We start from the raw sequence: 20,732 nt of genomic DNA on the forward strand, positions 1-20,732 counted from the left end.
GCTCAGCCGAAGCCGCACCTGCACCCAGGGCAAGCGCCGCAGCGGCGCTGGACGCCAGGATAAAACTCTTAACACGCATCGGTGAATGCCCTCCGCAGCCTTCGTTGAAATATGCGACGGACACGCCGCCTCGCGGTTCTAATAACAGCGCCCGCAGCGCAGGTCGAGGCTGATCTGACTCCAAAAGCGCCTAAACTGTGGCAGCGTGATACCGAAGATACAGCTTCAGGTCGCCTGAGCGCCTGAATCCGCACGTAGCCGGGCCTCGCAGGCCGCGAACTCATCGGCGGTATCGACATCCCAGCCGCACTCGACCGGCATCACATAGCCCAGTGCCCCTTCCGGCCGGAAGGTCCGCTCGTGCGATAACCGCTCAGGCCGGGCCACATAGACGGCGCCATTGACCACAAACGTGTCCGCCAGAGTGTCTGGCGGTGACTGGAGCCGACCCCCCTCTTGCATCTGCACGTGAAAGGCGGCGGGCTTGGACAGGGGTGAGACGCTGATCACGGTGGGCGCGCCGCTTTGCTCGGCGAGGGCCACAGCCGCATCAATATCTGTGGCGCGGCGCAGTGGCGAGGTCGGTTGCAGCAGTACGACATAGTCCCAGACCCCGCCCACCTCGCCCAGGGCATGTTCGACCGCGTCAATCACCGACGCCTCCGGACCTGACAGGGCGGCCGGGCGCACAAACGGTGCGGGGCAGCCCATCCTGGCCGCCAGATCCAGCACCGCCGGGTCGTCGCTGGACACCACGATCCGGTCCAGCACCTGCGAGGCCTGGGCCGCCGCCAGCGTCCAGCCGATCATCGGTCGTCCGGCCAGCATCCGGGTGTTCTTGCCGATCATGCGTCGGGACCCCGCCCGGGCCGGGATAATGCCGATCACCCGCCTGTCGCCGATCATGGCACCCTCCGCGCGTCGCCCGTTCGCCGCGGTCCCATGTGAGGGCCCGCCGGCTTATGGACGGTTAACAGTATCCGTCTTGCGCGCCCGGTTCTTGCTTACCCGCCGCCACCGCCTATCCTGCCGCCATGTCCGCCACCCCGCCCTCGTCGGCCCTGCCGCGCCAGATCGGCCCCCTCAGGCACCTGTCGATCGTGCGGGCCCTGATGCTGCGCGAACTGATCACCCGCTATGGCCGCGAGGGACTGGGGTTTCTGTGGGTGATCGGCGAGCCCCTGGTCTTCTGCCTCGGCGTGGTGCTGATGTGGAACCTGATCCGGCCAGAATATGAGCACGGCATCCGGCTGGGGCCCATGGTCATGACCGGCTATATGGCCCTGCTGCTGCTCCGCCATCAGATCAGCTTCAGCCTGTCGGCGCTTCAGGCGAACACCGGCCTGCTGCACCACCGGACGATCGCGGTCCTGCACCTCTATGCGGCGCGGAACGCCCTCGAATTCCTCGGCACTACGGCTGCCTTCATGGTCGTCTATCTGTTGTTGGGGTTCCTCGGCGAGGTCTCCCCCCCGCACGACTGGAGCCTGGTGTTCGGCGGCTGGTTGCTGCTGGCCTTCCTCGGCCTGGGGCTGGCTCTGATCTTCAGCGCGCTGGCCCAGCGGTTTGCCTTCATGGAGCGGATCGTGCCGCTGCTGACCTATGCCCTGATCCCCATGTCGGGGGCCTTCTTCATGGCCTCCTGGGTGCCGCCCGTCTGGCGCGACGCCTATCTGCTGATCCCCCTGCCGCATGCGGTCGAGATGATCCGGGCGGGGGTCTTCGGCCCCTTTGTCGAAACCCACTACGACGGCCTCTATGCCCTCGGCTGGGGTCTGGTTCTCAACCTGCTTGGCCTCCTTCTGATCGCCGGGGCCCGCGACCGGATCGAGGCCGAGTGATCGCGACGCTCCGAACCGATAGCCTGTTCGGCCTTCGCGGGTTATCAGTCGCGTCATGACTGATCCCGTGCCGGAATTCCCCCGTGACCGTCTGTCGTTCCGGCAGCGCCCGCGTCTACCCGACCTGCCCCGCTGGGCGCCGTCGTGGCCTTTCCTGATCTGCGTCATCCTGCCGACCCTGCTGGCGGCCTTCTATTTCCTGCTGATCGCCTCGCCCCGCTATGTGTCCGAGGCGCGCTTCATCGTCCGTCAGGCCGGACAGGCCCAGCCCGATGCCCTCGGCCTGACCCTGCAGGGCGTCGGCCTCAGCGCCACCCAGACCGATGCCTTCGCGGTCCATGACTACATGCGGTCGCGCGATGCGGTGGCCGAACTGGACCGATCGCTGGACCTGTCGCGCCTGCTGGGACCGCCCGGAGCCGACATTTTCTCGCGCTGGCCCCGCCCCTGGGAAAGCCGTAGCCGCGAGGGCCTCTACAAGGGCTACCAGCGCTTTGTCACCGTCGGCTATGACGCCACCACCGGTATCAGCATCCTCCGCGTCGAGGCCTATCATCCCGCCGACGCGAAACGTCTGGCCGAGGCCCTGCTGACCGGCGGCGAGGGTCTGGTCAACCGGCTGAACGCCCGCTCGGTCGCCGATGCGGTCACCCAGGCCGAAACGTCCCGCGACGAAGCCCGCGAGCGGCTCAGCGAAGCCCAGCGCCGGCTGGTCGCCTTCCGCAACCGCGAGCGCTTCATCGACCCGTCCATGGTCGCGGCCGAAGGCGCCGGCCTGATCGGTGAACTGTCGGCGACGCTGGCCGGCCTGCGCGCCGAACGGGCCCAGCTGGCCGCCGAGGCGCCGCAAAGCCCGCAACTGCCCAGCCTCGACAACCGCATCGCCGCCTATGAGCGCCAGATTTCGGCCGAACGCTCCAAACTGGCCGGCGCGGCCTCCTCCCTGGTACCCGCCGTCAGCGCCTATGAGGATCTGGTGCTGGAACGCGAACTGGCCGACCGCCAACTGTCCGAGGCCACCGCCGCCCTGCTCGCCGCCGAGCGCGACGCCCGGCGTCAGGCCCTCTATCTGCAGCGCGTGGTCAGCCCCAGCCTCGCCGATGAGGCGATCCTGCCGCGCCGGTGGCTGTCGATCCTGATCGTCCTGATCGGCAGCCTGTTGCTGTACGGCGTCGGCTGGCTGGTCTGGTCGGGCCTGCGTGAGCACCGGCAACAGGGATGACGGACGGGTCTGCCCCTCCGAACGATCCGGGTCTGATCGTCACCGGACTGGCCAAGGCCTGGGCCCCCGGCCGCACGCCGGTCTTTGCCGATGTCGACTTCAGCCTGTCGCGCACCGGTCGGCTGGCGCTGCTGGGCCGCAACGGCCAGGGCAAGTCGACCCTGATCAAGGTGCTGGGCGGCGTGCTGCGCCCGACCGCCGGTCAGGTCCGCTGGCGCATGCCCGCCTCCTGGCCGATCGGCTTCGGCGGCGGTTTTCAGGGCAGTCTGTCGGGTCTCGACAACATCCGCTTCCTCGCCCGGCTGTATGAGCGCGAATTCGACCATCTGCTGGCCCGCGTCGATGACTTCGCCGAACTGGGCAGCGCCCTGAAACAGCCGGTCAAACACTATTCCTCGGGCATGCGCGCGCGGCTCGCCTTCGGCCTGTCGCTGGCCATCGAGTTTGACTGCTATCTGATCGACGAAGTCGTGGCCGTCGGCGACGCCCGCTTCCAGGACAAATGCCGCGAGGAGCTGTTCGCCCGCCGCGCCGACCGCGCCTTCATCATGGCCTCGCACGACACCCATCTGGTCGAGCGCGAATGCGACCGTGCCCTGATCCTCGAGGGCGGTCAGGCGCGCCTCTATGACAATGTCCATGAGGCCGTCGAGGCCTATGGCTTCCTGAGGGCGGCTTGAGAGGCGCGCCTCAGCGCCGCGACAGCCACAGCATCCAGTCTTCCGGCTGATCCTTGTCCAGTAGCTGGGCGCGGGTCACAGGCACCAGCTGGCTGTCAAAGGTCACCGTCCGCAGTCGCTGATAAACTCCGACCAGCCGCTCCAGCAGCCCCAGCGGGTCCGAACAGCGGGCGTGGTTGAACTCCAGCAGGATCTCGGGCCGGTCGCGGATGATCAACGGCCAGGCCCCCTCCAGCACGGCCTCCTCTGCCCCCTCCACGTCGATCTTGAGGAAGTCGACCTTGGGCCACTCTGCCAACAGGGTGTCCAGCCGGCCACTCCGGACCCGGGTCATGCCGGCATGATCGGCTCGCTCGTCGCCGACAACGCGCGCGTTCTTGGGGTCATCCTCGCGCATCTCGAAGGTCAGCATCTTGTCGTCATGGGCGCCGACCGCCTGCTCGAACACGGTGGTCCGGTCGCCGAATCCGTTGACGCCGACCGTCCGGCGCAACAGCTCGGCCGTATGGGGATGAGGTTCAATGGCGGCCACGCGCCCCTCGGGCCCGACCATATCCGCCAGCAACAGGGTGAAATAGCCGTGGTTCGCTCCGGCATCGACAACCCTCATGCCCGGTTTGATCCGTTGCGCCAGGATCGGCGTCATCCACGGCTCCCATATGCCGTCCATCAGCAGATGCGGCGTAAAGCCGACATCGCGGGCGGTCAGGAACATCTTGTAGCGGCCCATGGCGCGGCACAGCATCACGCCGTCACCCAGATAGACAGCCTTGGCCAGCGCCCGGCTGCGCCGCTCCAATGCCCAGCGATCGACCGTCAAAAGCTCATTGTGGCCGAGGAGATTCAGTTCGGGCGACGACGCGGGTTCCACAACCATGTCCTGGGCTGAAAAGACTGACGTCCGTCTCATGCGGCCAACCCCTTCAGGACGCAACCTTTGCGGCCCGTCCCGGTCGGGGCAGGGAGGCGTTCTGCCCGGCTGGCTCTGGCCATCGGGCTCTGCTAGCTCTGCCCCCGACGGGGCGGAGACCGCCGCTCAGGGGTTAGAATGCTGATCCAGTCCATCTTGCAGAAACTTCGTGCCCTCGTGCTCGGAGCCGACATGGAGCGCCGCATCCTGACGGTTCGCGCGCCGCGCCGGGTGGCCCGTACGCGTCGCATCTGGACGGCGGCCCTGCAGGCTCGGGAATCCCTGCCATTCGGCCCCGCGCCGGACGTCGAGACGACGACCCGGTCCCGCGTCCCTTTCAGCAGGGGCCCGGTCCGCGGCGCCCGCGTCTGGACACCCGCCCTCGTGCGCCGGGTGTTCGCCACGCCCATGGAGGTCTTCCCGGAAGAGCCCGAGGACGTCGTCGAGGTCCCCACCGCTCCTGCCGGGCCCGAGCTTGAACCCATTGAGATGCCCGCGCCCGCGCGCGAGCCGGAAACGGATCCCGATCCTGCGCCCGAACCTGAGCCCGAACCCGAGCCCGAACCCGAGCCGGTGCCCGTCACCGTCCTCCCCGCCCCCGTCGAGACCCAGCGCTATTTCCCGATCAGCGCAGACATGGGCATTGCGCGGCTGACCGACGGCCATTTCGTCTATGTGGATCCGCTGGATGAAGCGGTTGGCGCCCACCTGATCGCGCGCGGATACTGGGAGTCCTGGATCCACAAGGCCGTTTGCGATCTGGTCCGGCCTGGGGATCACATCATCGAGGTCGGGGCCAATTTCGGCGTCTACACCCTGGCCATGGCCCGTCTGATCGGCGAGGAGGGCAGCCTGCTCAGCTTTGAGGCCAATCCGGACCTCGCGGGGCTCGTAGAGCGCTCCATCAAGTTCAATGGCTACGCCGGACGCGCGCGACTGGTGGCCAAGGCGGCGGCTGATGCCCCGGGGGAGCTGAGTTTTGGCGTATCCCGGCGCAACGCGGGTGGCGGTACGCTCTCGACGGACCCCAGTGGCCTCGGCACTGACAGCCGGCTGATCACCGTGCCCGCCGCCCGACTGGATGATGAGGCCGATCAGGACGTACGCCTGATCCGTATGGATGCCGAGGGCTCCGAGCCGCTCATCCTGCGCGGCGCCAAACGGCTGCTGAAGCGCCGGGACATCGTCGTCATCATGGAATGGGACATCATCCAGATGGGCTCACGGACCGATGTGCCCGACTATGTGGCCTGGCTGTCCGGCATGGGCTTCCGCTTCTGGCGGATCCAGTTCGACTCGACCCTGCTGGAGATCCCGGCCGCCGGCATGGCGACGCTCAGCTCCTGCGATGTCGTCATGTCGCGCAAACCCCCGCCCGGGGGTTCGATCGCCTGATCGGTGGATCGCACCGGGCCGAGAGCCGCCGCCGCGATTGATCCCCCGCAGAGGGACGGGGGAGGCGGCCCGGTGCGACCGGGCCGCCTCGGGTGTCCCTAGGCCCAGCCCCAGTCGTGGTTCGGGTTGAGGGGGTCGACCGGCTCGGCACCCGGGGTGTCGGGCAGGAAGAGGTTGTGCCCCTGCTCGGCCCAGATCGCCATCTTGAGGGCGACCCCGTCGGGCAGGGCATCGGTGTCGGCCAGTTCGTCCGCACCGGGTAGCACCTGCGGGGTCGTGTCGAGAGCCCCCTTGCCAAGGATGAAGTCATCCTCGCCTAGGCCCGGCAGGACCTGGGGTCCGACGGCATCCTTCGTCTCCGGACCGGCCCCGGCCGTCGGCTGGACCTGCGGCCCGGCGACGTCCTTCGACGGGATGATGAAGTCATCTTCCGCAAGACCCGGCAGGACCTGGGGCCCGATCGCCTTGCCGTCGAAGACGAGGTCTCCGGGCGCCGACGGCAGGACCTGCGGCCCGGCCCCGGTCTCGCCCTCGGTCGGCGCCGGCGCGGGCGCCGCGAAGCGCGCATCGTCGGCGGCGAGGATCCCCGCCAGGGCATCGGCCGGAGAGGCCTGTCCCGGGAAGATGAAGTCGGCCGCCGTCAGATTGGCCATGGTCACCCCGTGCAGGACGATGAAGTCGCCATTGCCCAGATTGATGGCCCCGTCGGCTCCGACCTGGCTGAAGTTGACCGCCAGATCGGCGAAGTTGGCAAAGCCGAAGGCCTTGAGGTCGATCCGGTCCTGGCCGATCGTGAAGTCGCCGATCACATCGCCGCCCGTGCCGGGCTGGAAGACGAACACATCATTACCGGCCTCACCGAACAGCACATCATTGCCGCCGCGACCGTCCAGCACATCATCGCCCGCGCCGCCCAGCAGATAGTTGCCCGAGCCGCTGCCGATCATCAGATTGTTGAGCTCGTTGCCGACCCCGAAGGCCGTGGTTCCGACCAGCACCAGATTCTCGACATTGGCGTACAGATAGACGCCGGCATTGGCGACCCTCACATCGGCATAGACGGTGTCATTACCGCCCCCGGCCGCCTCGAACGTCAGATCATCGCCCGTGTCGACCCAGTAGATGTCGTCGCCCGAGCCCCCGTCCATCAAGTCATAGTCGGCCAGGCCGCTGTCGCCGCGCAGGATGTCATTGCCGGCGCCGCCGACCAGGATGTCGGTGTGGAAGGTGCTGCCCCCCCACAGGACGTCATCGCCGTCCTCGCCATAAAGGGCGTCCGCATCCCCGTCGCCGAACAGGACGTCATTGCCCGCACCGCCGACCAGATAATCGATGCCCGCGCCGCCATGCAGGGTGTCGTTCCCCGCCTCGCCGAACAGACTGTCATTGCCCGCCCCCCCGTGGATGGTGTCATTGCCCGCACCGCCCAGAAGCAGGTTCTCGCCCGCATTGCCCGTCATGACGTTATCCAGCGCATTGCCGACGCCGAAGAAGTTGCCCGTGCCCGACAGCGTCAGCGCCTCGATATTGTCGTAGAGGTAGAAGCTGCCCGACGACACGACCGTGTCATAGCCCTCACCCGCATTCTCGAAGACGATGTCCTGCTGTCCATCGACGTGGAAGGTATCGTTGCCGGTGCCGCCATACATCCGGTCCGGTCCGGCACCGCCAAACAGCTCGTCATCGCCCTCACCGCCGTCCAGGGTCGAACCCTGCAGGGTCAGCGGCACGGCCGGGGCACTGGGAACCGAAACGTGCAGCGTATAGGTGCCATTGGCAGGCGGGGTGCTGGTCACCAGCGAGGCGCCGGCGCCGGCCGCCCACTGGGACACCTCGATATAGTAGGTTCCGGCCGCGCTGAAGGTGAAGGTCAGGCCCGAGTCGGTCGACGCTCCATCCGGGGTCGCGGCGTCGTCATTGACGGCCAACTGCGCCCCGTTGACGTCCAGAATCCGGAGTACGGTATCGAAACTGGCGCCATCGATATCCAGCGTTACCTGATCGCCCGCCTCGACGGTGAAGGCGTAGAATTCCCGACCCGCTCCGTTCACCGTGGCCCGGACCGTCGAATGAGGGATTGTCGTCGAATTGACGATGTCGCTATTCTCCAGAAGGTCAAAGGTGCCCGTCAGCGACACGGCCGCACCGATATTGGTGTTGGCCGTGCTCTGGGCCTTGATCACGTCCGGGGCCGCAACCTCGGCCGGGGCCCCGGCGTACAGGCGGTCGTTGCCGCCCGCGCCATTGATGACATCGACGCCGCCGCCGCCGCGGATCACATCATTGCCGGCAGTTCCGGTCAGGTTATCCGAGAAGGTCGAGCCGATGACCTCCTCGATGCTGTTCAGCGTATCGTTGCCCGCCGCGCCGGTCACGGAGGTGCCGTTCATCGTGATGCCGCCGACCGCAGTCGAATAGTCGGCGATGTCATAGCCATTGCCGCCGTTCAGCGTATCGTTGCCAAAGCCGCCGATCAGGATGTCGTCGCCGTCGCCGCCGTTCAGGATGTCGTTGCCAAAGCCGCCGTCCAGGGTGTCATTGCCGGCCAGGCCGTTGATCGTGTCATTGCCGCCCAAGCCATTGATGGCATCGCCGAACGCCGTGCCGTTGATGGTTTCACTGGTGATGTCGCCGGACACGACTAGACCCCCGGTCGGTGCGGCGGCGATGGTCTGGTCGGCGAACTGCAGGAATTCGACATTGGTGATGGTGTCGGTCCCGTCGGGCCCGACCACCGTCCCGATCTGGCCGTTCCAGGTGATGGTATAGGCGCTGCGGTTGCCCGAGAAGACGACCGTATCGATCCCCAGGCCGCCGTCGATCTGGTCATTGCCGCCGTTGCCGCGCAGGCTGTTGTTGCCCGAGTTGCCGCGGATCATGTCATTGCCCGAGCCACCGATGGCGTTCTCGATCACCGCGCCGAGCGCGATCGAGACATTGCCGATGTAGTCCCCGACGTTCGAGAAGGCCGCCTGACGCAGGTCGATCAGCTGGTTGGTGCCGTAGCCCGAAAAGTCAAAGGTGTCGTTGCCGCCGGCATCCCAGACGGCAAAGATCAGCGTGCCGTTGGCGTCCGGCGCGAACCAGGGCTGGCCGGCATTCGAGTTGAAGCCATAGACCGTATCGCCGGTGCGCGTGGTCATATTGGCGCCGTACAGACGCTGGGCGGCGGCGATGTCGTCCATCAGGGGCGCGGCGGAATACTGACGGAAGCCCGAATTCCCGACCCAGCGGATGAAGTCACCCCCCGTGTTCTCCTCGCTGAAATAGCTCATCAGCGAATACTGGCGGCTGTCCTCGAAATAGGTGGCATGGGCCGCATAGGTGATGCTGACACCGGCGCCCGCATTGTAGTCTGCGGGGTGCAGCAGGCCGATGGCGTGGCCGATTTCGTGGGTCAGCACCTGATAGCCATAGGCGTTCAGCACCGGCGTGGCGTTGTAGCTCAGGCTGTTGTTGATCCAGACATCGCCCTGGACCGCGGAGGTCGCGGCGTTGCCCGGCAGGTAGGCGAATGCCGCCGCCCCGTCGGCCCCGGACGAGTAGTTCCCGAACAGGATGGTGGCATTGTTGGAATAGTTGGTGCCGCCGTCAGTCACCTGCTGGAAGGTGATGCCCGCGACATCCGCCCAGGACTGCAGCGCCAGCAGGGTGGCCGTGATCTGGGCCTGGGTGAATTGCGTGAACCCGCTCGTGCCATTGGGCATACTGCCGGGCTCGGTGGCGCGGAAGGCGAAGGTAACAGTCGTTCCCGTGCCGATAGCGCCGCCCCAGAACAGATTGGCCCGCGTCAGCTGGATGCCCGCGTCAATCGGTCCCAGCGAGGGCTTGCCATTATCGCCGAAGCCGCCCCGGTCATCGCCGTTCAAAATAGCTGCCACATAACCGCTGTCACCGCCCATATCGCCCACATCGATGGCGCCGTGGAAGCGACCGCAGCCGCCGCACAGGCCGTAGCTGGAGATGGCGCCGAAGGTCGAATAGGCGTCGCTTTCGGTGCTGTCCTCGACAAAACGACCTGTATTGCCGGTGCCGCCGTAGACCGAAAGCGCGGTCGCCTGACGACCAGTGAACAGAGAGTCGAACATTGGGAAAGCCCCTCGCGTGAATATCCAGCAGGCACCCTACTGCAGGAATTCCCGACGACAAGCGTTACAGCTGCTGTGACGGTCAACTGACGGTGAACCGGGGTATGCGGGCCACACGCCGCCCGCGAGCCGCTACGCCCTGCTTCCGTTCCGCCTCGATCCGATCTAGTGAGCCCGCACCATGGATGAGATCGAACGCCAATCCGAAGACCGCGCCTGGACCACAGCCAAGACCCTGGCCGAGGCCCTGCCCTATATCCAGAATTACGACCGCCAGACCGTCGTCATCAAATACGGCGGCCACGCCATGGGCGAGACGGCGGTCGCCAGACAGTTCGCTGCCGACATCGTGCTGCTGAAACTGATGGGGGTGAATCCGGTCGTGGTGCACGGCGGCGGCCCCCAGATCAGCGCCATGCTGGACAAGGCGGGCGTCAAATCCAGCTTCGTCGACGGCCTGCGCGTCACCGATGCCGACACCATGCAGGTCGCCGAGATGGTCCTGTCCGGCGCGGTCAACAAGGAGATCGCCCACTGGATCACCGTCGCCGGCAAACAGGCCGATGTGCGCGGCGTCGGTCTGTCGGGCAAGGATGCCGGCCTGCTGACCGTCGAGCGCACACGCCGCACCAGGCGCGACCCCGACAGCCTGATCGAACAGGAGGTCGACCTGGGCTTCGTCGGCGAACCGACCCGCGTCGACGCCAAGCTGATCACTCGCCTGATTGAATCCGACGCCGACTGGGTGCCGGTCGTCGCCCCGATCGGCGTAGCCGAGGACGGGCTGACCTATAACGTCAATGCAGACACGGTCGCCGGTGCCATCGCCGGCGCCCTGAACGCCAAACGCATGCTGCTGCTCACCGACGTCGAAGGGGTCAAGGGCAAGGACGGCCAGATCATCCGCCAGATGACCCTCGCCGAGGCCGAGGCCCTGATCGCTGACGGCACCGCCTCGGGCGGCATGATCCCCAAGCTCCAGACCGCCATGGCCGCCATCCGCGAGGGCGTCGAGGCCGTGGTCATCCTCGACGGTCGCCGCCCGCACGCCATGCTGGTCGAACTGTTCACCGAGCACGGCGCCGGCACCCTGGTGCGCGCGCAATGAGCGTCGAGCTCTCCCGCGCCCGCGTCTGGATCTTCGATATGGACGACACCCTGTATCCGCGCGAACAGGGCGTCATGCGGCTGGTGCAGGAGCGGATCAACACCTTCATGATGGCTGCCGTCGGCCTGCCCGAGGGCGAGGCCCGCGTGCTGCAAAAGCAGTTCCTCAACGAGCATGGCACCACCCTGGCCGGGCTGATGGCCAACTATGCCGTCGACCCCGAGGCCTTTCTCCACGAGGTCCACGATGTGCCGCTGGATTCGCTGGAGCCCAATCCGGATCTGGACGCCGCGCTGCGCCGCCTGCCCGGCCGCCGCTTCGTCCTGACCAATGGCGCCCGCTATCACGCCGCCCGCGTGCTGGAGCGCATCGGCATCACCGGCGCCTTCGAGGGCGTTCATGCCATCGAGGACATGGATCTGGTGCCCAAGCCCGCGCCCGCCACCTTCCGCCGCTTTCTGGCCGCCCATGCCCTCGAGGCCGAGGGCGCCGTCTTCTTCGAGGACACGCCGCGCAACCTCGCCCCGGCCAAGGCGCTGGGCATGACCACCGTCCTGGTCGGCGACGGCCATGGCCATGAGATCGGCGACTGGGTCGATCACCACACCCCCGACCTGCTCGAATTCCTGACCGAAACCGCCCTCAAGGAGGCCGCATGAGCGACCCCGCCCACTTCAAATCCGTGATCGAACAGGCGTGGGAGGACCGCGCCTCGGTCTCCACCGCCACCACCGGCGAGATCCGCGACGCCGTCGACTACGCCCTGGCCGGTCTCGACGACGGCTCCCTGCGCGTCGCCTCGCGCGAGGCCGACGGCGCCTGGACCACTCACCAGTGGCTGAAGAAGGCGGTGCTGCTGTCCTTCCGCCTCAACCCCAATGTCCGCATGGGTCTGGCCACCAACGCCGGCGCCGGCACCCCGGATTCGGCCCCCGGGCCTTACTGGGACAAGGTGCCGGTCAAATGGGCCGGCTGGACCGACGCCCGCTTCGAGGCCGCCGGCTTCCGCGCCGTGCCAGGGGCCGTCGCCCGCCACGGATCCTTCATCGGCCGCGACGTCGTGCTGATGCCCAGCTTCGTCAACATCGGCGCCCGGGTCGAGGAAGGCACCATGGTCGACACCTGGGCCACCGTCGGCTCCTGCGCCCAGATCGGCAAGAATGTGCACCTGTCGGGCGGCGCCGGCATCGGCGGGGTGCTCGAGCCCCTGCAGGCCAACCCCACCATCATCGAGGACGGCTGTTTCATCGGCGCCCGGGCCGAGGTGGCCGAGGGCGTCATCGTCCGCGAGGGCGCGGTTCTGGCCATGGGCGTCTATCTGTCGGCCTCGACCAAGATCGTCGACCGCGCCACCGGCGAGGTGTTCCGCGGCGAGGTTCCGGCCTTCAGCGTGGTCGTCCCCGGCACTCTGCCCGATCCGAACGGCGGTCCCGGCCTCTACTGCGCCGTGATCGTCAAGCGGGTCGACGCGCAAACCCGCGCCAAGACCGGCGTCAACGAACTGTTGCGCGCCTGAGCCGTTCAGCGCACGCCTTCGGGCTTGGGATCACCGGTCCCTTGCTTTAGGGCATTACCCGGCGGACCCGGTCCGCGATTGCAGGAGAGTATGTGTCGATGCGAGTTCTGGTTCTCGGGGGCGATGGTTTTTGTGGCTGGCCAACGGCCTTGCATCTGTCCGCTCGCGGCTGGGACGTAACGATCGTCGACAATCTGTCGCGCCGGAACATCGACAATGAGCTGGAGGTCTCGTCCCTGACCCCGATCCGCGCCATGGGCGAACGGATCGAGGCCTGGAAGGCCGTCTCCGGCAAGGACATCGGCTTCGTCAATATGACGGTCGGCAAGGAGTTCGACCGCCTGGTTGCCCTGATCAAGGACTTCGCCCCCGACAGCGTCGTCCACTTCGCCGAACAGCGGGCCGCCCCCTATTCGATGAAGTCGGCCCGGCACAAGCTCTACACCGTCGACAACAATCTGAACGCCACCAACCATTTGCTGGCCGCCATCGTCGAGAGTGGGCTGGACGTCCACCTGGCCCACCTCGGCACCATGGGTGTCTATGGCTACACCACCGCCGGCCTGCGCATCCCCGAGGGCTATCTGAAGGTCACGGTCGAGACCGACTTCGGCCCGGCCGAGCAGGAAATCCTGTTCCCGCCGAACCCCGGCTCCATCTATCATATGACCAAGACCCAGGACGCCCTGCTGTTCCAGTTCTACGCCAAGAACGACGGCGTCCGGATCACCGACCTGCACCAGGGCATCGTCTGGGGCACCCAGACCGAGGAAACCCGTCAGGACGAACGCCTGATCAACCGCTTCGACTATGACGGCGACTACGGCACCGTGCTGAACCGCTTCCTGATGCAGGCCGCCGTCGGCTATCCGCTGACCGTGCACGGCACCGGCGGCCAGACCCGCGCCTTCATCCACATCCAGGACACGGTCCGCTGCGTCGAGCTGGCGCTCAACAACCCGCCCAAAACCGGCGACCGGGTCAAGATCCTCAACCAGATGACCGAGAGCCGCCGGGTCCGCGACCTGGCCCTCACCGTGGCCGAAATGGCCGGGGCCGAGGTCCAGAACGTCCCCAATCCGCGGCAGGAAGCCGACGAGAACGAACTGGTCGTCGCCAATGACCAGTTCCGCGATCTGGGCCTCAAGCCCATCACCCTCGCCCACGGCCTGATGGAAGAGGTGACCGAGATCGCCCGCCGCTATGCCGACCGGGCCGACACCTCCAAGATCGCCTGTGTCTCCAGCTGGAATGCCCGTCGGGCCGAGGCGCTCAAGACCGAGCCCGTGGTCTCGGCCACCGCCGCCGCCCATCTGCGCACGGCCTGATCCGACCGGCTGCCGTGACCGCATCCCGTCCCCGCGAGACCCCGTCGATCCTGGTCTTCGGGGGCGGCTGGCTGGGTCAGGCGGTCGGCCGTGATGTGCTGGCCAGCGGCGGCATTGCCTGGCTGACCTCGCGCTCGGCGGAGACCCGGGCGCGGCTCACCGACGCAGGCTTTCACGCCGTCGATCCCGACGATACCGAGGCCCTCAAGGCCGCCGTGGCCAAGGTTCAGACCCTGCTGGTCACCGCCCCGCCCGAACCCACGGGCTGTCCCGGCCTCAAGGCGCTGATCCCGGCCCTGTCGGCCTCCGGCGCCTGGCCCGACTGGATCGGCTACATCTCCTCCAGCGCCGTCTATGGCGACCGCGCCGGCGCATGGGCCTTTGAGGACGAACCCCTCCACGCCTCCAGCCTGACCGGCGCCCGCCGCGTCCGGGCCGAGGCCGAATGGCTGGAAGCCGGCCAGAGCATGGGCCTGACGGTCCAGGTCTTCCGCCTGCCCGCCCTCTATGGCCCCGGCCGGTCCCCGGTCGACAAGCTGCGGGACGGCACCGCCCGTCTGGTCAGGAAACCCGGTCAGGTTTTCAACCGCATCCATGTCGATGATGTCGTCTCGGGCCTTTTCGCCTCCATGGCCCGCCCCCATCCCGGCCGTGCCTACACGCTGTGCGACGACCAGCCCTCCCCTGCGGATGAGGTCATCGAATGGGCCGCCCGCCGTATGGGCCTGCCCCTGCCGCCCGAGGTCGACTGGACCGACCCCTCGGTCTCCGAGGGCATGCGCCGCTTCTACCTCGACTCCAAACGCCTCTCGAACGCCCGCGCCAAGGCTGAACTCGCCTGGCGCCCCCGCTATCCCGGCTACCGCGACGGCATAGAGGCGATCCTCAAGGCAGAGGGCTGAGCCCCTCCGGGCCCTTCTCCCCACCGGGGGAGAAGATGTCAGGCGGAGCCTGACGGATGAGGGGGAGGGTTGAGCCTAACCGGGCCGCGTCAATTCTCTCCCCACCGGCCCCCTCATCCGGGCCGCTCCGCGGCCCACCTTCTCCCCCGAGGGGAGAAGGAATGCTCAGCTACGCCCTCCAACCCGCACATCTCCGCCAACAAACCCTCGCCTTTACAGCACTCTCCCCGTCCTGACCGTCGTTCTCCCCACCCTGCCTGCCCGCCCCTGCACACTGGCCGGTTGAAGACAGGGAGGACCCCATGGACCCGCACGACCCCAACCCCGCCGACCAGGGCTACTGGCCCAACGACTGGCCCGGACACGATCCTGCATACGACCCCGACCGCGCCTCGATCGACGAGGAATGCGCCGGCATCTTCGCCGAGCGCGAGCCCCGCTCCCGCGCATCCGGTCGCTCCGGCCATCACCGCGCCTCGGACGAGACCTGGGCCCGCGCCCGGGCCGACTATCTGGCGGGCGAGTCGGCCGCCGTCGTCTGCGACCGCTACGGCATGCGCGTCTCAACCCTGCGCAACCGCGCCGCCTCCGAAGGCTGGCGCCGTCAGGACCAGCCGGAACCCGAACCGGTCGATCTGGACGCCGAGATGGAACAGGGCCTGCCCGACTATGCCGACATGGCCGCCCACGCCCTGATCCGCCTCAACCGCGCCATCCTGAAAGGCCACGCCACCGAAGCCGGCCGCTGGATGCGCCTGCACCGCACCCTGCTGGACATGGCCAGGAAGCCGCCCGCAAAGCCGGCGCCGAAACCGGCACCCGTGCCCAACCCCCTCATGGACGCCCTCGAAGCCCAGGTCGCCGAGATCCAGGCCATGGCCCGGTCGTTGGCCGGCAAGTCAGACCATTCAGACGGTTCAGACGGTATTTTTGCGCAGACCCGCGCGACTACCCCACCCCTAGAACGGCAGCAGGTTCCGCTGGCGGCTGTAGGCCATGGTGCCGACATTGGCGCCGAGGCGCAGGCCGACGCCGGTGCGCACGGGGGCCAGGATGATGCCGTCGGCCTGCTGGTAGTTCACGCCGAGGCCGCCGATCAGATAGGCCGAGCCCTCGACCCCCGGATAGCGGCGATAGATCATGTCGGGATAGTACAGCCCATAGATCAGGGTAAAGACGCGGCTGGCATTGCCGCCGACGTCCCAGCCGATCGAAATGCCCTGCCAGAAGATTTCCTGTGAAGCGCTGAGGTCCTTCATATGCAGCGCCCCGCGCCCGTATCGGACGCCGATGCCCATGGCCCCGGCCCCCTCCTCGCCCGCGATATAGGCGGTCGGGCGGTCGCCCTGATCGGCAAAGATGCGTTCGATCGCCCCGCCCATGGCCTCGGCGGCGATGCCCAGCTCGCGCGAGCCGACGGCCACCAGTTCCTCGGCGGTATAGGCGGGCGCCTGCTGGTCCGATCGGATCGGATAGCTGGGCCCGGTCGGGCCCTGCCCCGGCTGGGAGGTGGCACAGCCCGACAGCGAGCCGGCCGCCAGCGGGGTGGCGGCGGCAAGGCCGGTCAGGATCAGCTTGCGACGGTCCATGGCGAATCTCCTCAGGCAGCGACAGGCGTGCACCCTGTCGCGGTATTGAGTCAGACTTGCGGCGGCAAGGTTAACGGGACATTGCCATACGCCGGTCAGGCGCGCAGCGCGGCGCCCAGCTTTTGCGCCGCCGCCAAGATCTTCGCCGACAGGGCCTCGATCTCGGCCTCGGTCAGGGTCGCCTGATCGGGCTGGAGGGTGACCTCCAGCGCCACCGACTTGAAGCCCGGCTCGACGCCCTTGCCGCGATAGACGTCAAAGACGGCGACCTCGGTGATCCGGGCCTTGTCGGCCCCCTGCACCGCCCGGACCAGATCGCCCGCGGGAATCCGGTCCTCGACCACAAAGGCAAAGTCGCGGCTGAGCGGCATCAGGGTCGACAGATTGGCCGGGCCGCGCGACTTGGTCTTCGCCCCGCGCGGTTCCGGCAGGGCCTCGAGGATCAGCTCAAAGCCCAGCATCGGGCTTTCGGCGTCCAGCGTCTTCAACGTCGCCGGATGCAGGGCGCCGAACTGGGCGATGAGGGCCTTGGGGCCCAGCTGCACCCGCGCCGAACGGCCCGGATGCCACCAGCCGTCGGTAGGGGCCCGCTCGGGGTCCTGCACCGTCTGCAGGCCGGAGGGCGCGCCCAGCAGGGTCAGCAGTCGCATCAGGTCGCCCTTCAGCTGGAACAGCGGGTCCTCGCCCGCGCCGCTCCAGTGACGGGCCACATGAGGGGCCACGACCACCGTGATGGCCGTCCGCTGACCGGTCGGGCTGTCGTCACGATAGACCGGCCCGATCTCGAACAGGGCCACATCGGGGTGGCCCCGGTCGGCATTGCGCGCCGCCGCCTGGATCAGGTTCGGCAGGATCGAGGGCCGCATGCAGTCGAGCCCCTGGGCGATCGGGTTCTCGACCCGCAGCCGGTCGTCCCCGCCGCCAAAGGCCCGGGCGATGTCCTGGCTGGTGAAGGACCAGGTGACCGCCTCGGCATAGCCCAGGGCGGCCAGCGCGCGGCGGGCCCGGCGCACCCGGGCCTGCAGCGGCGACAGCAGGCCGGCGCTGGGGGCTCCCAGATCCGGCAGGGGGGTGGACGGCAGGGCGTCATAGCCGACGATCCGCGCCACCTCCTCGATCAGATCGGCGGGGCCATGGGCATCGGCGCGCCAGCTGGGCGGGGTCACGGTCCAGCGGTCGCCGGTCTCGACGGCAAAGCCGAGCGCGGTCAGCACCTCGGCCGTGCGCTCGGGGCTGACGTCCAGCCCGGTCAGCCGCCCGACGCGGGCCGGGTCAAAGGCAAAGGCTGTCGGCGCGGCCGGGGCTTCGCCCGCGACCACGACCTCGGACGGCTCGCCGCCGCACAGGTCGAGGATCATCCGCGTGGCCAACTCGATTCCGGGCACCACTGTGCCGGGGTCGACCCGGCGGGCAAAACGGTACTGGGCGTCCGAGCTGATGCCCAGGGTCCGCCCGGTCTGGGCCGTGGCCAACGGGTCGAACCAGGCGCTCTCGAGGAAGACGTCGGTCGTGGCGTCCGAGCAGCCGGTCGTCTCGCCGCCCATGACGCCGCCGAGGCCGATGGCCCTCTGGCCCTCGTCGTCGGCGATGACGCAGATGTCGGGGGCCGCCGCATAGGTCTTGCCGTCCAGCGCGGCCACGGTCTCGCCGTCGGCCCCGCCCCGCGCGACCACGGCCTGGCCCTTCAGGCTGGCGAGGTCATAGACGTGCAGCGGCCGGGCCCGGTCGTAGGCGATCAGATTGGTGACATCGACCAGCCGGTTGATCGAGCGCAGGCCAATGGCCGCCAGCCGCCGCTGCAGCCACTCGGGCGAGGGGCCGTTGGTGACGCCGCGGATCACCCGTCCGGCAAAGACCGGGCACAGGCCAGGCGCCTCCAGCCGGATCGACACCGGGCAGGCGAAACGGCCCGCGACGGGGACGATGGCGGGGGTCTTCAGCCGGCCCAGACCGGCGGCCGCCAGATCCCGGGCGATGCCGTCCACGCCCAGCCAGTCGGGGCGGTTGGGGGTGACCTCAAAGTCGATGACCGGCTCGGCCCCGAACACCTCGGCCGCCGGTGTGCCGACCGCGAGGTCTGCGGGCAGGTCGAGGATGCCGTCGCTGTCGCCCGGCAGCTCCAGCTCGGCGGCCGAGCACAGCATGCCGTTCGAGACCACGCCGCGCACCGGCTTCTCGACCAGGGTCACGCCCAGCCCGGGCACCCAGACCCCGATTGGCGCATAGATGGTGACCAGCCCCGCCCGCGCGTTCGGCGCGCCGCAGACGATCTCCCTCGGCCCATCCACGGTCTCGACCTGACAGACCTGCAGGCGGTCGGCATTGGGGTGGCGCTCGGCCGAGACGATCCGGGCCACAGTGAAGGGCGCCAGCGCCGCCGTCGGATCGGTGACCTCCTCGACCTCCAGCCCGGCCATGGTCATGGCCTCGGCCACGCCCCGGGCGTCCGCCGTCGTATCCAGATGATCCTTCAGCCAGGAGAGGGTGAACTTCACGAAGCCTTGCCCTCAGCCTCGGCCTTGGCCTTCAGCTCTGCCTGCGCCGCCTTGTCGGTGATCTCGCGCGCGCTCAGCAGGCCGCGCTCCATCTCCGCCACCGCGTCCTCCGGTCCGGTGAAGCCGATCTGCGTGAACCGGCAGCGGAGGAAACGGCAGTCCTTGAACCCGATCACGCCGGCAGCCTTCGACCCGCGCGGCGTCAGCAGCAGGGTCCGGACGTCGGTGGCCGAGCCCATGTTGCAGCCGTCGAACTGCACGCCGTCGCCGACCCCCAGCACCGCCGGCCCTTCGATCAGGCAGTCGGTGAAGGTCTTGCCCTCGATCATGAACTTGCCGGCATTCAGGTGCTGGACACCCATGGCGGGCAGCCAGATGGCCTCGTTCTGGAAGCTGTCGCGCTCAACCAGTTCGTGTCCGGCCGGATTGGTGATGGGGGGAGTGCTCATGGGACGGGTCCTGGATACGGGGTCAGCTCAGCCCGGCGGCGGGGCTGGGCGCGGAAAAGGCGGAGAAGCCGTAGTGGGACAGCCAGCGGCTGTCGGCCTCGAACATGGGACGCAGGTCAGGGATGCCGTACTTCAGCATGGCCAGGCGATCCACGCCCATGCCGAAGGCAAAGCCCTGGTACTCATCCGGGTCGATCCCGCACGTGCGCAGCACATTGGGGTGGACCATGCCGCAGCCGAGGATCTCCATCCAGCTGTCGCCCTCATTCAGCTTCAGCACGCCGCCCGAGCGGTCGCAGCGGATGTCCATCTCGGCCGAGGGCTCGGTGAAGGGGAAGTGGTGCGGCCGGAACCGCGCATCGATGCCCTCGACCTCGAAGAAGCGGGCGACGAAGGTTTCCAGCGTCCACTTGAGGTGGCCCATATGGATGTCGCGGTCGATCACCAGCCCCTCGACCTGATGGAACATCGGCGTGTGGGTGGCGTCGGAGTCCTTTCGGAAGGTGCGGCCCGGCGCGATGATCCGGATCGGGGGCGTCGTCGACATCATGGTCCGGATCTGCACCGGGCTGGTGTGCGTGCGCAGCACCTTGCGCTCACCCGTTTCCGGGTCGGGCCTGAGGAAGAAGGTGTCGTGCATCTCCCGCGCCGGATGCTTGGGCGGAAAGTTCAGGGCGGTGAAGTTATGGAAGTCATCCTCGATGTCCGGACCTTCGGCCACCGAGAAGCCCATGTCGGCGAACAGGGCCACCATCTCGTCCATGACCTGCAGGGTCGCGTGGACGCTGCCAGACCGGGCCGGACGGGGCGGCAGGGTCAGGTCCAGATGCTCGGACTTCAGCCGGGCCTCCAGTTCTGCGGCCTCAAGCTCGGCCTTGCGGGCGGCCAGGGCCGCCGCCACCCGGTCGCGCAGGCCGTTGATGCGCGGCCCCTCGGTGCGGCGCTCATCCGGGCTCATGGCGCCGAGGCCTTTCAGCAGGCCAGAGATCGACCCGGCCTTGCCGAGGGCGGAGACGCGAAGGTCCTCGAGGGCCTGCACACCCTCGGCCGAGCCGATGGCGTTGATCAGGTCCAGTTCCAGTTGGTTCAGGTCTGTCATGACGCCCGTCGTCTAGCGAGACGAAAGCCGTTCGTCACCCCGAAAGGCACCGGCGACGCCGTCCCGGGTGTCCGGCATGAGCGGCCCGCTCGATCCCAATCTGCAGAATA

The 20,732-nt window shown here is 68.1% G+C and carries 17 protein-coding genes; 9 read left to right on the plus strand and 8 right to left on the minus strand.

Annotated features, from left to right (window positions below):
• Window positions 1-225: 225 nt before the first annotated feature.
• Window positions 226-906: a cytidylyltransferase domain-containing protein gene (locus tag B4K74_RS00195; protein WP_286691251.1), complete on the minus strand. Its 681-nt coding sequence runs from the start codon at window positions 904-906 to the stop codon at window positions 226-228.
• Between the two features lie 128 nt (window positions 907-1,034).
• Between B4K74_RS00195 and B4K74_RS00200 the strand changes: the two genes are divergently transcribed.
• The 3 genes from B4K74_RS00200 to B4K74_RS00210 are packed head-to-tail and all read left to right on the plus strand — an operon-like array spanning window position 1,035 to window position 3,743.
• Window positions 1,035-1,841, plus strand: a complete 807-nt coding sequence (locus B4K74_RS00200; RefSeq protein ID WP_183211123.1) for an ABC transporter permease — start codon at window positions 1,035-1,037, stop codon at window positions 1,839-1,841.
• A 55-nt stretch (window positions 1,842-1,896) separates the two neighbouring features.
• Window positions 1,897-3,063: a chain-length determining protein gene (locus B4K74_RS00205; protein WP_286691252.1), complete on the plus strand. Its 1,167-nt coding sequence runs from the start codon at window positions 1,897-1,899 to the stop codon at window positions 3,061-3,063.
• Window positions 3,060-3,743 (plus strand): ABC transporter ATP-binding protein, encoded by a 684-nt coding sequence (locus tag B4K74_RS00210; RefSeq protein WP_123286302.1) that lies wholly within the window; start codon window positions 3,060-3,062, stop codon window positions 3,741-3,743. The genes B4K74_RS00205 and B4K74_RS00210 overlap by 4 nt, the downstream gene beginning before the upstream one ends.
• Before the next feature lie 10 nt (window positions 3,744-3,753).
• On the opposite strand, the gene B4K74_RS00215 is transcribed toward B4K74_RS00210, so the two are convergent.
• Complete coding sequence (locus B4K74_RS00215) at window positions 3,754-4,614, minus strand: FkbM family methyltransferase (RefSeq protein ID WP_286691253.1); 861 nt, start codon at window positions 4,612-4,614, stop codon at window positions 3,754-3,756.
• A 177-nt stretch (window positions 4,615-4,791) separates the two neighbouring features.
• On the opposite strand from B4K74_RS00215, the gene B4K74_RS00220 reads away from it, so the two are divergent.
• Complete coding sequence (locus B4K74_RS00220) at window positions 4,792-6,048, plus strand: FkbM family methyltransferase (RefSeq protein WP_123286300.1); 1,257 nt, start codon at window positions 4,792-4,794, stop codon at window positions 6,046-6,048.
• A gap of 98 nt (window positions 6,049-6,146) precedes the next feature.
• Here the strand turns inward: B4K74_RS00220 and B4K74_RS00225 are convergent, their stop codons facing one another.
• Window positions 6,147-10,136, minus strand: a complete 3,990-nt coding sequence (locus B4K74_RS00225; protein ID WP_286691254.1) for a M10 family metallopeptidase C-terminal domain-containing protein — start codon at window positions 10,134-10,136, stop codon at window positions 6,147-6,149.
• Window positions 10,137-10,317: 181 nt separating this feature from the next.
• On the opposite strand from B4K74_RS00225, the gene argB reads away from it, so the two are divergent.
• The 5 genes from argB to B4K74_RS00250 all read left to right on the plus strand — a co-directional run bounded on the left by argB (window position 10,318) and on the right by B4K74_RS00250 (window position 14,990).
• Complete coding sequence (argB, locus tag B4K74_RS00230; protein ID WP_123286298.1) at window positions 10,318-11,244, plus strand: acetylglutamate kinase; 927 nt, start codon at window positions 10,318-10,320, stop codon at window positions 11,242-11,244.
• Window positions 11,241-11,903, plus strand: coding sequence for a pyrimidine 5'-nucleotidase (locus tag B4K74_RS00235; protein WP_286691255.1), 663 nt, complete (start codon window positions 11,241-11,243; stop codon window positions 11,901-11,903). The genes argB and B4K74_RS00235 overlap by 4 nt, the downstream gene beginning before the upstream one ends.
• Window positions 11,900-12,760, plus strand: a complete 861-nt coding sequence (dapD, locus tag B4K74_RS00240; RefSeq protein WP_286691256.1) for a 2,3,4,5-tetrahydropyridine-2,6-dicarboxylate N-succinyltransferase — start codon at window positions 11,900-11,902, stop codon at window positions 12,758-12,760. Before B4K74_RS00235 ends, dapD begins: the two co-directional genes overlap by 4 nt.
• A 98-nt stretch (window positions 12,761-12,858) precedes the next feature.
• Window positions 12,859-14,088: an NAD-dependent epimerase/dehydratase family protein gene (locus B4K74_RS00245; protein ID WP_286691257.1), complete on the plus strand. Its 1,230-nt coding sequence runs from the start codon at window positions 12,859-12,861 to the stop codon at window positions 14,086-14,088.
• 14 nt (window positions 14,089-14,102) lie between these two features.
• The gene (locus B4K74_RS00250) at window positions 14,103-14,990 is read left to right on the plus strand and encodes an NAD-dependent epimerase/dehydratase family protein (protein WP_286691258.1); all 888 of its coding nucleotides are present in this window, start codon (window positions 14,103-14,105) and stop codon (window positions 14,988-14,990) included.
• Between the two features lie 563 nt (window positions 14,991-15,553).
• Here B4K74_RS00250 and B4K74_RS00255 read toward each other — a convergent pair.
• From B4K74_RS00255 to pheS, 5 genes are all read right to left on the minus strand, one after another.
• The gene (locus tag B4K74_RS00255) at window positions 15,554-15,751 is read right to left on the minus strand and encodes a hypothetical protein (protein WP_286691259.1); all 198 of its coding nucleotides are present in this window, start codon (window positions 15,749-15,751) and stop codon (window positions 15,554-15,556) included.
• Between the two features lie 198 nt (window positions 15,752-15,949).
• Window positions 15,950-16,579, minus strand: a complete 630-nt coding sequence (locus B4K74_RS00260; protein ID WP_123286293.1) for a DUF1134 domain-containing protein — start codon at window positions 16,577-16,579, stop codon at window positions 15,950-15,952.
• Window positions 16,580-16,674: 95 nt separating this feature from the next.
• Entirely contained in the window at window positions 16,675-19,074 is a 2,400-nt protein-coding gene (pheT, locus tag B4K74_RS00265; RefSeq protein ID WP_286691260.1) for a phenylalanine--tRNA ligase subunit beta, read from the minus strand.
• The gene (locus tag B4K74_RS00270) at window positions 19,071-19,523 is read right to left on the minus strand and encodes a hypothetical protein (protein WP_286691261.1); all 453 of its coding nucleotides are present in this window, start codon (window positions 19,521-19,523) and stop codon (window positions 19,071-19,073) included. Before B4K74_RS00270 ends, pheT begins: the two co-directional genes overlap by 4 nt.
• A 22-nt stretch (window positions 19,524-19,545) precedes the next feature.
• Complete coding sequence (gene pheS, locus B4K74_RS00275; RefSeq protein ID WP_286691262.1) at window positions 19,546-20,622, minus strand: phenylalanine--tRNA ligase subunit alpha; 1,077 nt, start codon at window positions 20,620-20,622, stop codon at window positions 19,546-19,548.
• Between the last annotated feature and the right edge of the window lie 110 nt (window positions 20,623-20,732).

Source organism: Brevundimonas sp. UBA2503 (assembly GCF_002341485.1).
Classification (GTDB): domain Bacteria; phylum Pseudomonadota; class Alphaproteobacteria; order Caulobacterales; family Caulobacteraceae; genus Brevundimonas; species Brevundimonas halotolerans.